We start from the raw sequence: 16,355 nt of genomic DNA, 5'->3' as shown, positions 1-16,355 counted from the left end.
ACTGAATAAAGAAGATTTAAAAACGACTAAAAGTTATATTTAAGATTAGAACTATTAATTAGTATTTGTAAAACGTGTGATTAAATTTTTGGACATAATATTTAGGTCTGTTTTAAATAGTGGAACCACTTTAAATCAAGCAAAAGCAGATGTTCATAAAAGATTAGGTGTTTCTCAAGTCAAAATATTCGCTTGGAAACCACATTCAATTTTAAAAATTGATTCTGAAAATGATATAATATTGGTGGAATCCGAAAGCGGAAAAATAATACCAATTGAATCAGATAAAAAAACCACTCAGAATTTAATTCTAGGAATTTCTGAAAATCAATTTTTATCGAAATACGGGAATAATTTTATAAACGAAATTAAATCTTGGAATTTTTCATATAGTCTAATAAGACCGCCTGTATATAAAGTGTATTTAAGAACGAAGTTGAAAACAGAGGATCAAATTAGTAAGAAAAGAAAAAAGATGTATCACAAACGCAAAATAATCGTGAGTGAATTTTTTATAAAAAATCTTGTTGAAAAGACAATTTAAAATTACTATTCAAATAATATAAAAACCAATTATTTTAATAGTTTCAAATCTCTTCCGAGTTTCTATTATTTTAAAAAGTAGTAGAGAGATAGTGAAATAAAAAAGCCTGAGAAATTTCTCAGGCTTTTTTATGCACATTAACAGAATAATTTATTCATCATCCTCTTTTTTAGTTACAATTTCGAGACGCTCAGATCTAAACTTATTTTTTCCAAAATCCAAAGTTCGAATTGGGAATGGGATATTAATATCGTGTTCATTGTAAGCTTTCTTAATTCCTAGAATAGCTTTATGTTTTGCCATTAAAATATCTTTTTGGCGACTAACGTCGGTCCAGAAGCGAACTACAAAATTAATGGAACTATCGCCAAATTCGGTATAAGCAAATTCAACTTCTTCCTCGCCTTGTTGATCAAATAAATTCTTAATGACATCGGTAGTGATTTTTTCAACTTTTTCTAGATCACTTTCATAACCCACGCCAACGTTTACAAAAACTCGGGATCGAGCGGTTCGAGAAAAGTTTTTAAAGGTATCTTCCACAATCATGGAATTGGGAATTACCACGTGATTATTATCAGATTCTTTAATAATTATATTCCGCAGGTTTACTTCTAAAACTTCGCCGGCGTAACCGTTTGTTTCTACCCAATCATGAATTTGAATTTCGGGCAAAAAGCTTAAAATAATTCCAGAAAATGTATTATTTAATGTTCCTTGTAGCGCCAAACCAATTGCTAAACCAACAACTCCTGCTGCTCCCAAAATAGTGGTGAGCATTTTGTCTAGGTTTAAAAGTTCAAGCGCAATAAAAAAACCAATGGCAATTACAATTACCTTAATAATTTTTACACTTATTTGACGAATTGAATGTTGAACACCACGCCGTAAAAATATGTTATTGAAGCCTTTACCAATGTATTTTGCAACGAAAACAAAGATGATAAAGACCAATGTGGCCAAAATAAAATTTGGCAGGTTAAGGATTATTGAATCCAGCCAACCTGCCATTTTATTCCATATTCCTTCTATGGATTTTCCTATGTCGAAACTATCAAACATTGTTTTTTATGCTTATAAAACTTTATGAGTTTCTTTTGTTTTCATAACCCAAGCATCTAACATCCAACTTGTTTTTTCAAGTTCTCTAATATATGCGCCAATTAAATCAATTGTTCCTTCGTCTCCGGCTGCATCTGCAGCTTCAACCACTTTACGCATTTGTTTTAAAACGGTTCCGTGATCTTTTAATAAAGTTTTTACCATTTTATCATCGGTAATATCAGAAGGCGATTCTTTTAAATTAGATTGCTCTAAATAATCTGAATAGTTGCTAATGGGTTGGTAACGTAAGGTTAGAATTCGTTCGGCGATTTCGTCTACTTTTAGCTTAGCATCGTCGTACATTTCTTCAAATTTTTCGTGAAGATAGAAGAAGCTATTACCAATAATATTCCAATGAAAATTTCTTAATTTCTGATAATATAAGTGATAATCTGCTAATAAAATGTTCAGTTCTTTTACCGTATGAGAAGTTTTTTCTCTATCTAAATTTAAATACTCCATAACTTTTTATTATTGTTTTTTTATTTTCTATTCAAAAATACAATAGTTAAGACTTCAAATCAAGTAATAACAGTACTTTAGTATAAGTTTAACGAGTGTAAGCACACTACTCATCTAGGATGATGTTAGAAATAAATTTTCATTTTCAAGACAAGCCTTGAAATATCAAATCCTTTGGCGATGCCAATTAAGCTTCAGGATGTACTTTTAATTTCTCGATTAATTCTTTTGAAACTTGCCCGCTATAAACTCCGTAAGCATCGGTAAGAAGCCCTTTTCTTCCATTTTTTGTAGTAATGGCGTACAATACAGAATTATCATCTGGGTTACTCATTCCTTCAAAGCGTAAAACTTTATCAACATCAAATTCATCTGCTTTATATTTTTCGCCTTCTTTTTTGTTTTCTAAATGTTCGTCGAGTAAATTAAAATCATAAGTATAACCTTCTTCAGTTTTTAACTTATTCATCGCTTCTGATAGTGTTCCGTAATCTTTCATGGTGTTAGTTTTTCTTTTAGAAGTAAAGTACAGCGAAAGCTTTTTTTGTACAAATTCTAAGTTCAGTTTAATATAAGTTTAACTAGAAAAAGCCTTCATTTTCTATTTCTGAAGTTAAAAAAACCGAACGGTAATACAAGAAGTAGAAAGAAAAACTTACCGGTTATTAAGCCGTAAATTGTAATTAACGCGCAAATTATATAAAGCCAATAAATTTTCTTCATATTGAAATGAATAGTAATACGGCAAAAAGCAAAATATATAAAAGAAAATAAGGTTTTAACTTTAACGGATTCTTCCCAAAACAGAAAATAGTCAATTTATAATAAAAGGAACGGTTTTTAGCAATGTGATTATAAGCATGATCGCTTAACCATCTAAAAGTCGAAGAATTTTGATAAAGTTGATGCCAATAGGGTTTGTTGGCATGGTAAAGAATTCTGTAAGCAGAATCGGGACCGTTATAGATTTTTCCACTAGGTTCGATTAATTTACTCGATTTTTTAAATTCTTTTAGCGGAATATCATTAAAAAAATCAGCGGTTTCTTGATAGGTTTTAAAAACGACTTTATTTTTCACCTTTTTTTGCCAATTGGTTTTCCAATATTTACAAAAGCCACAATTACCGTCCCAAATTAAATAAGGTTCTGGCGGTAAATTTTTAGTTTCTTTTATTTTTTTAAACATGAAAACGGAAGTTGTAAAAAAATCGTAAGTACTTATAAAACAGGCAAAGGTTTTAATAAAATATTCATTTATAGTATCTTTAGCCAACAACATAAAAGTATGAAATATTTTAGCCTTTTAGCAATTGTCTTTCTTTCATTTTCTTTGAATGCGCAGTCGCTAACCGAAAATTTAATTGAAGCAGAAGCAAAAGCGGCACACGCCAAAATGAATTTTACAGCAAATCTGCAAACTGCCAATTATGATTTAAAATACCACCGATTAGAATTATCGGTAAATCCTACACAGGCTTTTATTAGCGGAGATATAACTTCTCATTTTGTAGCTAAAGAAAATTTAAATGAAATTGTGTTCGATTTAGCTTCTAATATGCAAGTTAGCCAAGTAATTCAACGCGGAAATTCCTTAAACTTTTCTCATACCGGAGATGAATTAACCATACAATTGCCACAAACGCAAGCACAGGGCGTTTTAGATTCACTTACCGTAAGCTATTCAGGAAATCCTGTAAGTTCTGGCTTTGGCTCGTTTGAACAATCTTATCATAACGGACACGAAATAATTTGGACCTTGTCTGAACCTTACGGAGCAAAAGCTTGGTGGCCTTGTAAACAGGATTTAAATGATAAAATTGATAATATTGATGTGTATATTACCGCACCAAAACTCAATTCTAATGGAGTAGAAAATATTGCGGTTGCCAATGGTTTACAAATTTCAGAAGTAACAAATGGCAGTTCTAAAACAACACATTTTCAACATAATTATCCTATTCCTGTCTATTTAATCGCTATAGCAGTCACAAATTATACAGTTTATTCACATCAAGTCGCCAATAACGGAAATCCGTTTCCTATAGTAAATTATGTTTATCCAGAAAATGCCGGAAATGCGCAAAGCGATACACCGGTAACCGTAGATATTATGAATCTTTTTAGTTCCTATTTTCAAGAATATCCTTTTGCAGATGAAAAATACGGCCACGCTCAATTTGGTTGGGGTGGTGGAATGGAACATACTACGGTTTCTTTTATGGGAAATTTCAACCGAAGTCTTATTGCGCACGAATTGGCTCACCAATGGTTTGGCGATAAAGTTACCTGCGGAAGTTGGCAAGATATCTGGTTAAATGAAGGTTTTGCAACCTATTTAACCGGAATGGTAAGTGGAGGTTTAGATAATGAACAAGCATTTAAAATGTGGCGTATAAATACTGTAAGCGAGGTTGTAGCTTTGCCAGATGGTTCCGTTTACGTTCCGGCGCAAGATACGTTAAGTGTGAGTCGGGTTTTTAGCAGTCGATTAAGTTATAGTAAAGGCGGAATGGTTTTACATATGCTTCGGAAAAAATTAGGCGATGCCGATTTTTTTCAGGGATTGAGAAATTATTTAACCGATCCTGATTTGGCTTATGGCTATGCAAAAACGCCAGATTTAAAAAATGCGCTCGAATCACAAAGCGGAATAAATTTAACTGAATTTTTTGCTGATTGGGTTTATGGCGAAGGTTACCCGAGTTATGAAGCTACATTTCATAATACTTCCAACAGTGAAGTTCAAGTTACGCTAAATCAAACACAAAGTCATTCTTCGGTTAGTTTTTTTGAAGCAGACGTGCCAATTCGTTTATTAGGAAATAATGGTGAAGTTTACGATACAACATTACAAAATACTAGCAATGGACAATCGTTTAGCGTAAATGCTGGTTTTGAAGCGACGGAATTGAAAATTGATCCTGAAGTACATTTAATTTCTAAAAATAATTCTTCATTTCTTAGAGCGGAAAAAAATAAGTTAGCTGAAATTAGCTTATATCCTAATCCTGCGTCTTCTAAAATTTATTTATCGATCCCTGAAAACATTCAGCTTACCACAATTGAAATTTTTAATACAGTAGGACAAAAATTAGAAACAATTTCTCATCCATCGGAAAACGAAATTTCAGTTGAAAATTACCCTTCAGGAATGTATTTTGTGAAACTTTCAACTTCAAAAGAAAATAAAACCTATTCAGTAGTCATTGAATAAGAAATTAAAAAATAAAAAAGTCCGTGAAATTGATCACGGACTTTTTTTATATAAATTTTTAGAAGGTTTATGCGTTAAGCATAACTGGCATTACTAGCATAGTTACTTTTTCACCTTCATCTAAACCATCTTTCGGGGTTAAAATTCCGGCGCGATTTGGTAAACTCATTTCTAATTGAACGTTATTCGCATTCAAATTATTAAGCATTTCGGTTAAAAAACGAGAGTTGAAACCGATTTGTAAATCATCTCCTTGATAATCACAAGTTAGGCGTTCTTCAGCCTTATTGCTGTAATCTACATCTTCGGCAGAAATATTAAGCTCGGCTCCCGCAATTTTCAGTTTTACTTGATGCGTAGTTTTGTTAGAGAAAATTGAAACCCTTTTTACTGAATTTAAAAATTGCGTTCTATCAATAGTTAACACATTTGGATTTTCCTTTGGAATAACTGCCTCGTAATTTGGGTATTTTCCGTCGATTAAACGACAAACCAATTGTGTGTCATCAAAAGTGAATTTGGCGTTCGACTCGTTATATTCAATTAAAACCTCGCTTTCACTTCCTGATAAAATTCCTTTTAAAAGGTTTAGTGGTTTTTTAGGCATAATAAATTCTGCCGTTTGCTTTGCGGTAATATCTTCTCTAGAATATTTAACGAGTTTATGCGCATCGGTAGCCACAAAGGTTAACCCTTCAGTGGAAAACTGAAAAAACACGCCGCTCATTACCGGTCTTAAATCATCATTTCCTGAAGCAAAAATTGTTTTACTAATCGCAGAGGCTAAAATATCTGCACTTACCGTTGTACTATTTGGTTCATCTAATTCTACCGCGTTTGGAAATTCTTCGCCATTTGCGTAAGCAAGCGCATATTTACCATAGCTTGAACTTAATTCTACAGTATTATTATCTTCAACAACAAAAGTTAAGGGTTGTTCCGGAAATGTTTTTAGCGTATCGAGCAATAATTTCGCAGGAACAGCAATATTTCCTTCAGAATCTGATTCTACATCTAATTCTGCCGACATCGTCGTTTCTAAATCTGATGCCGATACTTTTAATTTATTGTGGTTTAATTCAAAAAGAAAATTATCGAGTATGGGTAAAGTATTGTTGTTATTGATAACTCCTCCAAGAATTTGAAGTTGTTTAAGTAAATATGAACTTGAGACTATAAATTTCATGAGTATTTTGTTGAGATAATTCAATTGAAATACAAATATATTTTTTTCGGTTTATAAATGTAATCAGATTGAAATGTTTTTATTAACAGTTATAGATTATAATTGTACTGAAAATCATATTTTTAAGATGAATGTTGAAAACTTTCAAGTATTTTTTGGAAGAATAGGAGGGGAATGGTTTTTTTATTTAGGAGAATTTATAAGTTGAAATGTTTCAGAACTAAGGTTCTAATAAGTAAAAAACCATAATAACTATTATAGCTATTATGGTTTTAATACGCGGAGAAAGAGGGATTCGAACCCCCGGAGGTGTGACCCTCGCCGGTTTTCAAGACCGGTGCATTCGACCACTCTGCCATTTCTCCTTGAGTGTCTCATCAGGTATTCCCTGAATGCGGATGCAAATATAGAAGCTTTTTTCATTTATGAAAAATAATCTTTAAGAAATTTTTATCCCTATTCATTTAGCGAGCTTCACACTTTTTTTGATATATTGGCTTCCAAATATTTAACCCTTTTATAATGATTAAAAAATTTTTACTCCTTTCACTATTATCCCTAGCAATTTCCTGCAAAGTACAAAAAGACAAACCCATTTCAGAAGCCATTGTAACCGATTATGGCGAAACAATAACCGCTTCAGAATTAAAAGATCACCTTTATACTTTTGCATCAGATGAGTTTCAAGGTCGCGACACGGGAGAACCCGGGCAAAAAAAAGCAGCTAATTATTTAAAAGAAGAATATCAGAAAATGAATATTTCTTCGCCCTTAGGAGAAAACGATTATTTTCAAGAAATTCCCTCAAGTTTTTTCGACAATCAATATAACGCATCAGAAAATGTAGTCGCTTATATCGAAGGAAGCGAATTCCCAAATGAAATAATAGTTATTTCTGCCCATTACGATCACGTAGGGGTAGATGAACAAGGAAATATTTATAATGGTGCCGACGATGACGGTTCAGGAACTGTAGCTATCTTAGAAATAGCCGAAGCATTTAAAAAAGCAGAAAAAGATGGTTTTCAACCAAGGAGATCAATTTTATTTTTACACGTTACTGGCGAAGAAAAAGGATTGTTAGGGTCAGATTACTACACCAAAAATCCAATTTTTCCGCTAGAAAATACCGTAACCAATTTAAATACCGATATGATTGGAAGAATTGACCCACAACATGAAAACGACCCTAATTATATTTATCTTATCGGAAGCGACAAACTCAGCACCGAACTTCACGAATTATCAGAAAACGTAAACGATAAATACACCCAATTTAATCTAGATTATACCTATAATGACGAAAACGATCCTAACCGTTTTTATTACCGAAGCGATCATTACAACTTCGCCAAACACAATATTCCCGTCATTTTTTATTTTAACGGAACACATGCCGACTACCACAAACCAACCGATACGCCCGATAAAATCGAATACGATTTAATGGCGCGTAGAGCAAAATTAATTTTCTATACTGCTTGGGAAGTTGCCAATCGTGATGACCGTTTAATCGTAGATAAAGCCAATTAAAATTAATCGATAATCAAGATTAATTATTCGAGAAGTTTTTAAATGAAGTTTTAATTCAACGCTAAATATCTTTAAGGAAAATAATTTATTTGGCGTCCTTTCATAAAAAAAGCAGCTTTTGTTAAGCTGCTTTTTTTATGAAAACGGGCTATCCACTACAATTCCTCATTTCGCTATCGCTGCATTGTGGGATTTTCACTACTATCCCTGGTCGAAAAAACTTGTATAAAACAAAAAAGTCCCAACTTAAAAAAGAGGGGACTTAAAAAAAGGGTGGAAGATCGGTTTCGAACCGACGACCTCCTGAACCACAATCAGGCGCTCTAACCAGCTGAGCTACAACCACCATCTATTTTAAAGAACATTAAACTCGTTGCTGAGTCTTAAATGCGGATGCAAATTTAATGATTTACCGCATTCTACAAAACATTTTTTTAATTAAATTAAATCAAAAATAGAATCTACTGCAGGACAGCGTTCTACCGTAAAACCTTCGGCGTGATCTGTCCCTATAATTCTTCCTAGGTTTCTTGCTCTGTAGGTGACACTGTCTAAAAAATTATTACTAGAAATGGGTGTGTTCGGCTCTTCACTATTTTTATCGTAAAATTGTGTTTTGTAAGCTTTTACCGAGTCTAATTTCTTTTCCATAAAACCGGAAATATCAACTATAATATCTGGTTCTAATTCCTTCCATTGTATATAATGATACACAAATTTAGGTCGCCACTCTTTTTGTTTATTTCCCTCAAAAGTAGTTTCAATTTTTCGTAAACCGCTTAAAAAACATGCATCACTTACTAATTTGCTGCCTTTTCCATGATCAATATGGCGATCATCCACAGCATTACAAAAAATTATTTCAGGTCTGTATTTTCTAAGAATTTTTATAATTTCTAATTGATGCGCAGTATTATTGATAAAAAAACCATCGCTGAATTTCAAATTTTTCCGCATCTTAACTCCTAAAATTTCTGCTGCGTTTTGTGCTTCTTCAGCTCTAATTTCAGCAGAACCACGTGTACCTAATTCACCTTGTGTAAGATCTAAAATGCCTACTTTTTTTCCGTTAGCTATTTCTTTAGCGAGCGTTCCGGCACAACTTAATTCAACATCATCTGGATGTGCGCCAATTGCTAAAATATCTAATTTCATAGTAAATTTCTTAATTATCTTTTTGTGTAAGTTGCTTTATTTTGATTCCCAATGCAGCAAATAATAATGTAGTAAATGGACTTAAATAGTTGAAAAAAGCATAGCCAAAATAACTTGCTACGGGAACACCTAAAACTCCGCTATGGTAAGCGCCACAAGTATTCCAAGGAACAAGAACAGAAGTTACCGTTGCAGAATCTTCTAGCGTTCTACTTAAGTTTTCAGGAGCTAAACCTTTATCTTGATAAGCTTTTGCAAACATTTTTCCGGGTACTACAATCGATAAATATTGATCTGATGCTGTTGCATTCAGCGCCAAGCAACTTACTACAGTACTGGCAAATAAACCAAATGTGGTATGGAATAAATTTAATAAAGCTTTACTAATTCTTGAAAGTGCGCCAATGGCATCCATAATTCCGCCAAAAACCATGGCGCAAATAATAAGCCAAATTGTTCCAAGCATTCCTGCCATTCCGCCGGAAGAAAATAAATCATTTAAAGATTTATTAGAAGTTGCAATAGAAGTATCTACCGTAATTGCGTTCATTAATCCTTTGTATCCGGTGTTAAAAGTTAAGGTATCGCTTCCGCCAATTGTCGCAACAATATCTGGTTGAAAAATTAGAGCTGCCGCTGCTGCTAATAAGGTTCCGAAAAGTAAAGCAATAAGCGGTGGAGTTTTTTTAATGATTAAAATAATTACTAATACAGGTACAATAAATAACCAAGGAGAAATTGTAAACGATTTTTCAATAGAAGATAAAATGGCTTCCGTATCTGTAGTTCCGGATGGATCAATATTTAAGCCAATAATGATGAAAATTAAAAGTGTCACTAAAATAGTAGGAACCGTAGTGATCATCATATAGCGAATGTGCGTAAATAAATCTGTTCCTGCCATTGCTGGAGCCAAATTTGTAGTATCGCTTAATGGCGACATTTTATCACCAAAATAAGCTCCCGATAAAATTGCTCCGGCGGTCATTCCTACTGAAATTCCTAAAGCATTGGCAATTCCTATTAAAGCAATTCCTACGGTAGCAGAGGTCGTCCAACTACTTCCGGTCGCTACAGAAATTACTGAACAAATAACTACGCAAGCGGCTAAAAATATAGTAGGATTTAAAATTTGTAAGCCGTAATAAATCATGGTGGGGATAATTCCGCTCACCAACCAAGTTCCTGCTAAAGCACCAACCATTAAAAGAATAAGAATTGCTCCGGTGGTCGATTTTATATTATGAGAAACCTCTTCAACCATCGAATCGAACGAAACTTTATTAAAAATCCCTACGATAGCAGCGACAGCTCCACCCATTAATAAAATAAATTGATTTGAACCTCCTAAGGCATCGTCACCATAAATAAAAACATTGTAGGCTAACATTCCTACCAAGGCGAATACAGGAATTAAAGCTTCCCAAATATTTAATTCTTTATTATCTTCGAAGGTTTCATTTTCTGGATTAGAGGCTTGGTTCTCCATACGCTAAGAAATTGTTTATTTTTTGGAAAGGTAATGTTACAATTTTTTAACTTTCGTGACAAGGAAACCGAAATAAGTTTTTTATTCAACTAGAAATTTTGGGCAAGATTTAAACTTTTTTAAATAAAAAATAGGCTTTCTAAAAAAGTGCTTATTTATCATTTTGAAATAATTTCAGCATAACAACTTACATTTTTTAAAAAGCCTATTAAATACTTTATGCTAAGGTCGGTTTTAAAACACCAACTTCTTCCATACAATTTTTCATTTGTAAAAAAGTTCGGTCTATATGATTATCTAAACCAATTGAAAACCGAATTAATCCATCACTTAGGCCCATTTCTTGTTGTTCTTCTTCTGGAATTTCAGAAGAAGTTGAAGTTCCTGGCGCGCTGAATAAGGTTTTGTAAAATCCTAAACTTACGGCTAGATAACCTAAATTTCGTTCTTGCATTAATTCCATTAACGTGTTAGCTTTCTCTAACGAACCGACATCGATGGTTAACATTCCACCAAAACCGTATTCATCGTTCATCATCGAAGCAAATAAAGAATTTCCGCGATGCGAAGTTAATCCTGGATAAACGGTTTTTAAACCAAGTTCTTGAAATTTTTCAGCTAAATAAAGTGCATTTTCGCTATGTTTTTGCATTCTGATGTGAAGCGTGCGTAAATTTTTCAGAATAGAAGCAGAGCGGAAACTATCCATCGTAGAACCAAGTAACATACACGCGCCATCATTTACGTTTCGCAATTCGTTTATAAAATCTTTAGAACCGCAAATTACACCACCAACGGTATCGCTACTTCCATTAATAAATTTTGTAAGCGAATGAATAACAATATCTGCTCCTAAAATAGAAGGCGTAATCGATAAAGGTGAAAATGTATTATCGACCACTAATTTTACATTGTATTTTTTCGCCAGTTCAGCTAAGGCTGGAATATTGGCAACTTCTAGCAACGGATTGCTTAATGTTTCGCAATATAAAATTTTTGTTTTTGAAGTAATTGCAGCTTCAATTTCTTCAAGTTTTGTAATATTTACAAAAGAAGTGGTGATGTCTAATTTTGGTAGAAAATTTTTCATAAAAGCATAGGTTCCGCCGTAAATAGTTCGGCTGGAAACAATATGATCTCCGGCATTACATAATTGAAAAATAACAGGTGTGATTGCGCCCATTCCGCTAGCGGTAACCGTTGCGGCTTCAGTAGCTTCCATTGCTGCTAAAGCTTCGCCTAAATATAAATTACTCGGGCTCGAATGTCTAGAATATAAATAGCAGCCTTCTGCGTTTCCTTCAAACGTATCGAACATTGTTTTTGCGGAAAGAAAAGTGTAAGTAGAGGAATCTGAAATTGAAGGATTTACGCCTCCAAATTCTCCAAAATATTGAAGATCTTGAATTTTATCAGCAGGATTATATTTCATTAGAATAATTTTTAAAAGTTTACTCCTGCTAAATTCGGTTATAATAGAATTAAAATCAATTAAATATAATTAAAATAGAAAATTAATCTATAAAAATTATAATTAGTAAATATTTAAACTATATATTTAACAATGAATTAGATAAATAAAGAAAAAATTTCAGTATGCGATTAGATGAAACGGACAAACGTATTTTGCAACTCTTGCAACACGATTCAAAAATCACCACCAAAGAAATTTCGTATCGCTTAGAATTATCGATGACAGCAATTCATGAACGCATCAAAAAATTAGAACGTGAAAAAATAATTGCTAATTACGTAGCTATTCTTGACAAAGAAAAGGTCGAGAAAAATTTTATGGTGTTTTGCCACGTAAAGTTAATTCAGCATACCAAAGAGAACGTTTCAAAATTTGAACGCGAAATTTTAAAACTAGAAGAAGTGCTCGAATGTTTCCATGTAAGTGGCGATTATGATTATATTTTAAAAGTTTACGTAAAAAATATGAAAGCTTACCGAAGTTTTCTTGTAAATAAACTCACAGCCTTAAACGGAATAGGAAGTACGCAAAGCACTTTTATGATTAACGAGGTGAAAAACAGTACAAATATCCAACTGTAAGCGTAATTTTTTAACAATCCTTTTGTTTCTCAATCTTGCGCATTGAATTACTTATCGTATTTTTGTAAACGTTTTTAAAAATCAACAAAACTAAATTATGAGCACTTACGACGTTGCAGTCATTGGTTCAGGTCCCGGAGGTTACGTAGCCGCTATTCGTTGCGCCCAATTGGGAATGAAAACCGCAATTATAGAAAAATATTCAACAATGGGAGGAACTTGCTTAAACGTAGGTTGTATTCCATCAAAAGCTTTACTCGATTCTTCGCACCACTATGAAGATGCAATTAAGCATTTTGAAGATCACGGAATTGAACTTCCAGGCGAAGTAAAATTAAACCTTGAAAAAATGATGGAGCGTAAAGCTTCTGTGGTAGATCAAACTACCAAAGGAATTGATTTCTTGATGAATAAAAACAAAATCGATACTTTTGAAGGTGTAGGTTCTTTTGAAGATAAAACACATATAAAAATTGATTTAGCCGATGGCGATTCAAAAACCATCGAGGCAAAACATACCATTATTGCAACCGGAAGTAAACCGGCTTCGCTTCCTTTTATCGATATCGATAAAGAAAGAATTATCACTTCAACTGAAGCTTTAAAACTGAAAGAAGTACCAAAACATATGTTGGTTATCGGCGGTGGAGTTATTGGTTTAGAACTTGGTCAAGTTTATAAAAGATTAGGAGCAGAGGTTACCGTAATCGAATATATGGATCGCATTATTCCAACAATGGATAAAGCGCAAAGTAAAGAACTTACCAAAGTGATGAAAAAGCAAAAAGTAAATTTTGCAGTTTCTCATAAAGTGACTTCTGTAGAAAACACAGGCGACGAAGTTGTGGTAAAAGCGACCGATAAAAAAGATAAAGAAGTTGAATTTAAAGGTGATTATTGTTTAGTTTCCGTAGGAAGAAAACCTTATACCGATGGTTTAAATGCTGATGCTGCTGGCGTTAAAATGAATGACCGCGGACAGATAGAAGTTAATGATCATTTAAAAACTTCTGCCGATAATATTTATGCGATCGGAGATGTTGTAAAAGGAGCAATGTTAGCGCACAAAGCTGAAGAAGAAGGCGTTTTTGTTGCTGAAACAATTGCCGGTCAAAAACCGCATATCGATTATAACTTAATTCCGGGTGTTGTTTATACGTGGCCAGAAGTTGCTTCTGTTGGTAAAACCGAAGAACAATTAAAAGAAGATAAAGTTGAATATAAAAGCGGTCAATTCCCGATGAGAGCCTTAGGTCGTTCTCGTGCGAGTGGAGATACCGATGGTTTTGTAAAAATCTTATCAGATAAAAAAACCGACGAAGTTCTTGGTGTTCATATGGTTGGCGCTCGTGTAGCCGATTTAATTGCTGAAGCTGTTGTTGCTATGGAATACAGAGCAAGTGCAGAAGATATTGCAAGAATGAGTCACGCACACCCAACTTATGCTGAAGCTGTGAAAGAAGCTGCTTTAGCTGCAACAGATAACAGACCTTTACATACATAATTTATAAGAAAGTCTATTGGAGAATAACTTTTTCAGCTTGATTTTTTAAGATCTTGCAATGAAAATTTCTTCAATAGACTTTTTTGATTTTTAAAAATTCAGATGAAAAAAATTCTAGCGCTAGCGGGTTCAAACAGTAAAAATTCTATTAATCATAAATTGGTAAATTACGTGGCTTCTCGAATTGAAAGTCACGAAGTAAAAGTTATTCGGTTAATTGATTATCAATTTCCGATGTACGGAATAGATTTACAAAACGAACGCGGAATTCCCACCGATATTCAGGTGTTAAAAAATATTATTGCTGAACACGATGCGTTAATTATTTCTGTAAGTGAGCATAACGGAAGTATTTCAGCTTATTTTAAAAATATAATCGATTGGCTTTCACGTGCAGAATTAAAATTTTTAGAAGGTAAAAAAGTACTTTTAATGAGTACTTCTACCGGAAAACGAGGCGGCGCTTCATCATTAGCTTATTTTAAAGATACTTTACCGCGTTTTGGAGCTGAAGTAGTCGAGAGTTTTAGCTTACCATCGTTCAATGAAAATTTCAATATTGAAGAAAATAAAATTGTAGATGAAATTACCTTACTCGGTTTAAACGATGTGGTTTCTAATTTTGAACAAGCTTTACAAGAATAAATTTTAAACTGAAAAAATAAAGCATTTAAAAATTTAATAAGTTTTTAGGTATTTAATTTACTTTAATATCTAATTCTCAATTTTGCTAACTGCTAACTGCTAACTGCTAACTGCTAACTGCTAACTGCTAACTGCTAATCAATGCGTACTTCAAAAAAAATCTCTTTTTCGATAACGGAGGATTTTAAAAGCAAACTGCTTTCGTGGGCAAATCAATTTGAAGAAGTGGTTTGGTTAGATTCTAATAATTACCCGTTTTCTACCGTAGACTATGAAGCGATTTTAGCGGTCGATGCTTTTACCGCACTAAAAACCGATGCGCATTTAGCGTTCGATCAATTAAAAGAATATCAAGAAACTACTAACGATTGGATTTTCGGTTATTTAACCTACGATCTAAAAAATGATGTTGAAAAATTACATTCTAAAAATTTCGACGGACTGCTTTTTCCGGAGCTTTACTTTTTTCAGCCTAAAAAAATACTCTTATTTAAAAATGATGAAGTTGAACTTCATTACCTCGCGATGGTTGATGATGAATTCGAAACCGATTGGGAGGAAATCAATAATTTTCAACCTTCAACTAACACTGAAAAAAATACTTCTTCCTTAGAAATTAAAGCGCGAGTAAATGAAGAAGAATATTTGGAGAAAGTCACTAAAATGTTGACGCATATTCATCGAGGAGATATTTATGAAGCCAATTTTTGTCAAGAGTTTTATGTAGAAAATTCCGTTTTAAATCCGTTAGAAACCTATCTTCATCTTAATGAAATTTCAAAAGCGCCATTTTCAGTTTATCTAAAATTGGAAGAATTTTATTTGCTTTCTGCGAGTCCAGAGCGATATCTTAAAAAAACAGGAAACAAAGTTATTTCGCAACCTATAAAAGGAACCGCGCGTCGATTAGAAAATAAAGAAGAAGATGAAGCTTTAAAAAATAAGCTGCAAAACGACCCAAAAGAACGTTCAGAAAATGTAATGATTGTCGATTTGGTAAGAAACGATCTTTCCAAAACCGCCGAAAAAGGAAGCGTTCATGTAGATGAATTATGCGGTTTATATACATTTCAGCAAGTTCATCAATTAATTTCAACCATTTCTTCAGAAGTTTCTAATGATTTATCACCGGTAGAAATTTTACGGTCAACTTTTCCAATGGGAAGTATGACGGGCGCTCCAAAAATTTCAGCAATGAAAATTATCGAAAATTTAGAAGAAACAAAACGCGGTTTGTATAGCGGTTCGGTAGGTTATTTTACACCCAAAGGCGATTTCGATTTCAACGTTATTATTCGTAGTATTTTGCATAATAAAAATGAAAAATACACCTCATTTTCGGTAGGAAGCGCGATTACAGCAAAGTCAATTCCGCAAAAAGAATATGAAGAATGTTCAATAAAAGCTGCCGCGATGAAAAAGGCCTTAAGCCTGTAACTTTTGTTACCCCTTTTTCCTCGAAG

Annotated in this window: 15 protein-coding genes and 2 tRNA genes; 7 read left to right on the top strand and 10 right to left on the bottom strand. The window is 33.2% G+C overall.

Annotated features, from left to right (window positions below; translation table 11 throughout):
* The first annotated feature begins 88 nt into the window (after positions 1–88).
* Positions 89–544, top strand: a complete 456-nt coding sequence (locus tag ACFFGL_RS05365) for a hypothetical protein (RefSeq protein WP_309728195.1) — start codon at positions 89–91, stop codon at positions 542–544.
* 150 nt (positions 545–694) lie between these two features.
* On the opposite strand, the gene ACFFGL_RS05360 is transcribed toward ACFFGL_RS05365, so the two are convergent.
* From ACFFGL_RS05360 to ACFFGL_RS05345, 4 genes are all read right to left on the bottom strand, one after another.
* A complete protein-coding gene (locus ACFFGL_RS05360) occupies positions 695–1,606 on the bottom strand; it encodes a mechanosensitive ion channel family protein (RefSeq protein WP_309728193.1) in 912 nt (303 codons plus the stop codon).
* Positions 1,607–1,618: 12 nt separating this feature from the next.
* Positions 1,619–2,110 (bottom strand): Dps family protein, encoded by a 492-nt coding sequence (locus tag ACFFGL_RS05355; protein ID WP_309728191.1) that lies wholly within the window; start codon positions 2,108–2,110, stop codon positions 1,619–1,621.
* Positions 2,111–2,297: 187 nt separating this feature from the next.
* Positions 2,298–2,609, bottom strand: a complete 312-nt coding sequence (locus tag ACFFGL_RS05350) for a phosphoribosylpyrophosphate synthetase (RefSeq protein ID WP_309728189.1) — start codon at positions 2,607–2,609, stop codon at positions 2,298–2,300.
* Between the two features lie 220 nt (positions 2,610–2,829).
* Positions 2,830–3,297: a DCC1-like thiol-disulfide oxidoreductase family protein gene (locus ACFFGL_RS05345; protein WP_309728187.1), complete on the bottom strand. Its 468-nt coding sequence runs from the start codon at positions 3,295–3,297 to the stop codon at positions 2,830–2,832.
* 99 nt (positions 3,298–3,396) lie between these two features.
* Here ACFFGL_RS05345 and ACFFGL_RS05340 point away from each other — a divergent pair, with 99 nt between their 5' ends.
* Positions 3,397–5,325, top strand: a complete 1,929-nt coding sequence (locus ACFFGL_RS05340) for a M1 family aminopeptidase (RefSeq protein WP_309728185.1) — start codon at positions 3,397–3,399, stop codon at positions 5,323–5,325.
* Between the two features lie 67 nt (positions 5,326–5,392).
* On the opposite strand, the gene dnaN is transcribed toward ACFFGL_RS05340, so the two are convergent.
* Positions 5,393–6,511 carry a DNA polymerase III subunit beta gene (gene dnaN / locus ACFFGL_RS05335; protein WP_309728183.1) on the bottom strand — a complete coding sequence of 373 codons (1,119 nt, stop codon included), beginning with the start codon at positions 6,509–6,511 and terminating at the stop codon, positions 5,393–5,395.
* Between the two features lie 280 nt (positions 6,512–6,791).
* Positions 6,792–6,876 (bottom strand) — tRNA-Ser (locus ACFFGL_RS05330).
* Positions 6,877–7,036: 160 nt separating this feature from the next.
* On the opposite strand from ACFFGL_RS05330, the gene ACFFGL_RS05325 reads away from it, so the two are divergent.
* Positions 7,037–8,044, top strand: coding sequence for a M28 family metallopeptidase (locus ACFFGL_RS05325; protein ID WP_309728257.1), 1,008 nt, complete (start codon positions 7,037–7,039; stop codon positions 8,042–8,044).
* Between the two features lie 271 nt (positions 8,045–8,315).
* Here ACFFGL_RS05325 and ACFFGL_RS05320 read toward each other — a convergent pair.
* The 4 genes from ACFFGL_RS05320 to ACFFGL_RS05305 all read right to left on the bottom strand — a co-directional run bounded on the left by ACFFGL_RS05320 (position 8,316) and on the right by ACFFGL_RS05305 (position 12,120).
* Positions 8,316–8,391 (bottom strand) — tRNA-His (locus ACFFGL_RS05320).
* A 91-nt stretch (positions 8,392–8,482) separates the two neighbouring features.
* Positions 8,483–9,199, bottom strand: a complete 717-nt coding sequence (bshB1, locus tag ACFFGL_RS05315) for a bacillithiol biosynthesis deacetylase BshB1 (RefSeq protein ID WP_309728181.1) — start codon at positions 9,197–9,199, stop codon at positions 8,483–8,485.
* Between the two features lie 10 nt (positions 9,200–9,209).
* Entirely contained in the window at positions 9,210–10,688 is a 1,479-nt protein-coding gene (gene nhaC / locus ACFFGL_RS05310; protein ID WP_309728180.1) for a Na+/H+ antiporter NhaC, read from the bottom strand.
* Positions 10,689–10,905: 217 nt separating this feature from the next.
* Positions 10,906–12,120: an aminotransferase class I/II-fold pyridoxal phosphate-dependent enzyme gene (locus ACFFGL_RS05305; protein ID WP_309728178.1), complete on the bottom strand. Its 1,215-nt coding sequence runs from the start codon at positions 12,118–12,120 to the stop codon at positions 10,906–10,908.
* Between the two features lie 164 nt (positions 12,121–12,284).
* Here ACFFGL_RS05305 and ACFFGL_RS05300 point away from each other — a divergent pair, with 164 nt between their 5' ends.
* The 4 genes from ACFFGL_RS05300 (at position 12,285) to pabB (ending at position 16,329) form a co-directional block, all read left to right on the top strand.
* The gene (locus tag ACFFGL_RS05300; RefSeq protein WP_309728176.1) at positions 12,285–12,743 is read left to right on the top strand and encodes an Lrp/AsnC family transcriptional regulator; all 459 of its coding nucleotides are present in this window, start codon (positions 12,285–12,287) and stop codon (positions 12,741–12,743) included.
* Positions 12,744–12,840: 97 nt separating this feature from the next.
* Positions 12,841–14,247, top strand: coding sequence for a dihydrolipoyl dehydrogenase (lpdA, locus tag ACFFGL_RS05295; protein ID WP_309728174.1), 1,407 nt, complete (start codon positions 12,841–12,843; stop codon positions 14,245–14,247).
* Positions 14,248–14,349: 102 nt separating this feature from the next.
* Positions 14,350–14,892 carry an NADPH-dependent FMN reductase gene (locus ACFFGL_RS05290; protein WP_309728172.1) on the top strand — a complete coding sequence of 181 codons (543 nt, stop codon included), beginning with the start codon at positions 14,350–14,352 and terminating at the stop codon, positions 14,890–14,892.
* A gap of 141 nt (positions 14,893–15,033) precedes the next feature.
* Positions 15,034–16,329: an aminodeoxychorismate synthase component I gene (gene pabB / locus ACFFGL_RS05285; protein WP_309728170.1), complete on the top strand. Its 1,296-nt coding sequence runs from the start codon at positions 15,034–15,036 to the stop codon at positions 16,327–16,329.
* Positions 16,330–16,355 lie beyond the last annotated feature (26 nt).

It is taken from the genome of Mesonia maritima, from assembly GCF_042433895.1.
Lineage (GTDB): Bacteria > Bacteroidota > Bacteroidia > Flavobacteriales > Flavobacteriaceae > Mesonia > Mesonia maritima.
The sequence above is the reverse complement of the archived record's forward strand: the minus strand, read 5'-3'. Positions and strand labels throughout refer to the sequence as shown.

Bases quoted from the DNA above. Each gene is read 5' to 3' on its own strand.
- ACFFGL_RS05360 (WP_309728193.1), bottom strand. From the start codon at position 1,606: ATGTTTGATAGTTTCGACATAGGAAAATCCATAGAAGGAATATGGAAT.
- ACFFGL_RS05355 (WP_309728191.1), bottom strand. From the start codon at position 2,110: ATGGAGTATTTAAATTTAGATAGAGAAAAAACTTCTCATACGGTAAAA.
- ACFFGL_RS05350 (WP_309728189.1), bottom strand. From the start codon at position 2,609: ATGAAAGATTACGGAACACTATCAGAAGCGATGAATAAGTTAAAAACT.
- ACFFGL_RS05345 (WP_309728187.1), bottom strand. From the start codon at position 3,297: ATGTTTAAAAAAATAAAAGAAACTAAAAATTTACCGCCAGAACCTTAT.
- ACFFGL_RS05340 (WP_309728185.1), top strand. From the start codon at position 3,397: ATGAAATATTTTAGCCTTTTAGCAATTGTCTTTCTTTCATTTTCTTTG.
- dnaN (WP_309728183.1), bottom strand. From the start codon at position 6,511: ATGAAATTTATAGTCTCAAGTTCATATTTACTTAAACAACTTCAAATT.
- bshB1 (WP_309728181.1), bottom strand. From the start codon at position 9,199: ATGAAATTAGATATTTTAGCAATTGGCGCACATCCAGATGATGTTGAA.
- nhaC (WP_309728180.1), bottom strand. From the start codon at position 10,688: ATGGAGAACCAAGCCTCTAATCCAGAAAATGAAACCTTCGAAGATAAT.
- ACFFGL_RS05305 (WP_309728178.1), bottom strand. From the start codon at position 12,120: ATGAAATATAATCCTGCTGATAAAATTCAAGATCTTCAATATTTTGGA.
- ACFFGL_RS05300 (WP_309728176.1), top strand. From the start codon at position 12,285: ATGCGATTAGATGAAACGGACAAACGTATTTTGCAACTCTTGCAACAC.
- lpdA (WP_309728174.1), top strand. From the start codon at position 12,841: ATGAGCACTTACGACGTTGCAGTCATTGGTTCAGGTCCCGGAGGTTAC.
- ACFFGL_RS05290 (WP_309728172.1), top strand. From the start codon at position 14,350: ATGAAAAAAATTCTAGCGCTAGCGGGTTCAAACAGTAAAAATTCTATT.
- pabB (WP_309728170.1), top strand. From the start codon at position 15,034: ATGCGTACTTCAAAAAAAATCTCTTTTTCGATAACGGAGGATTTTAAA.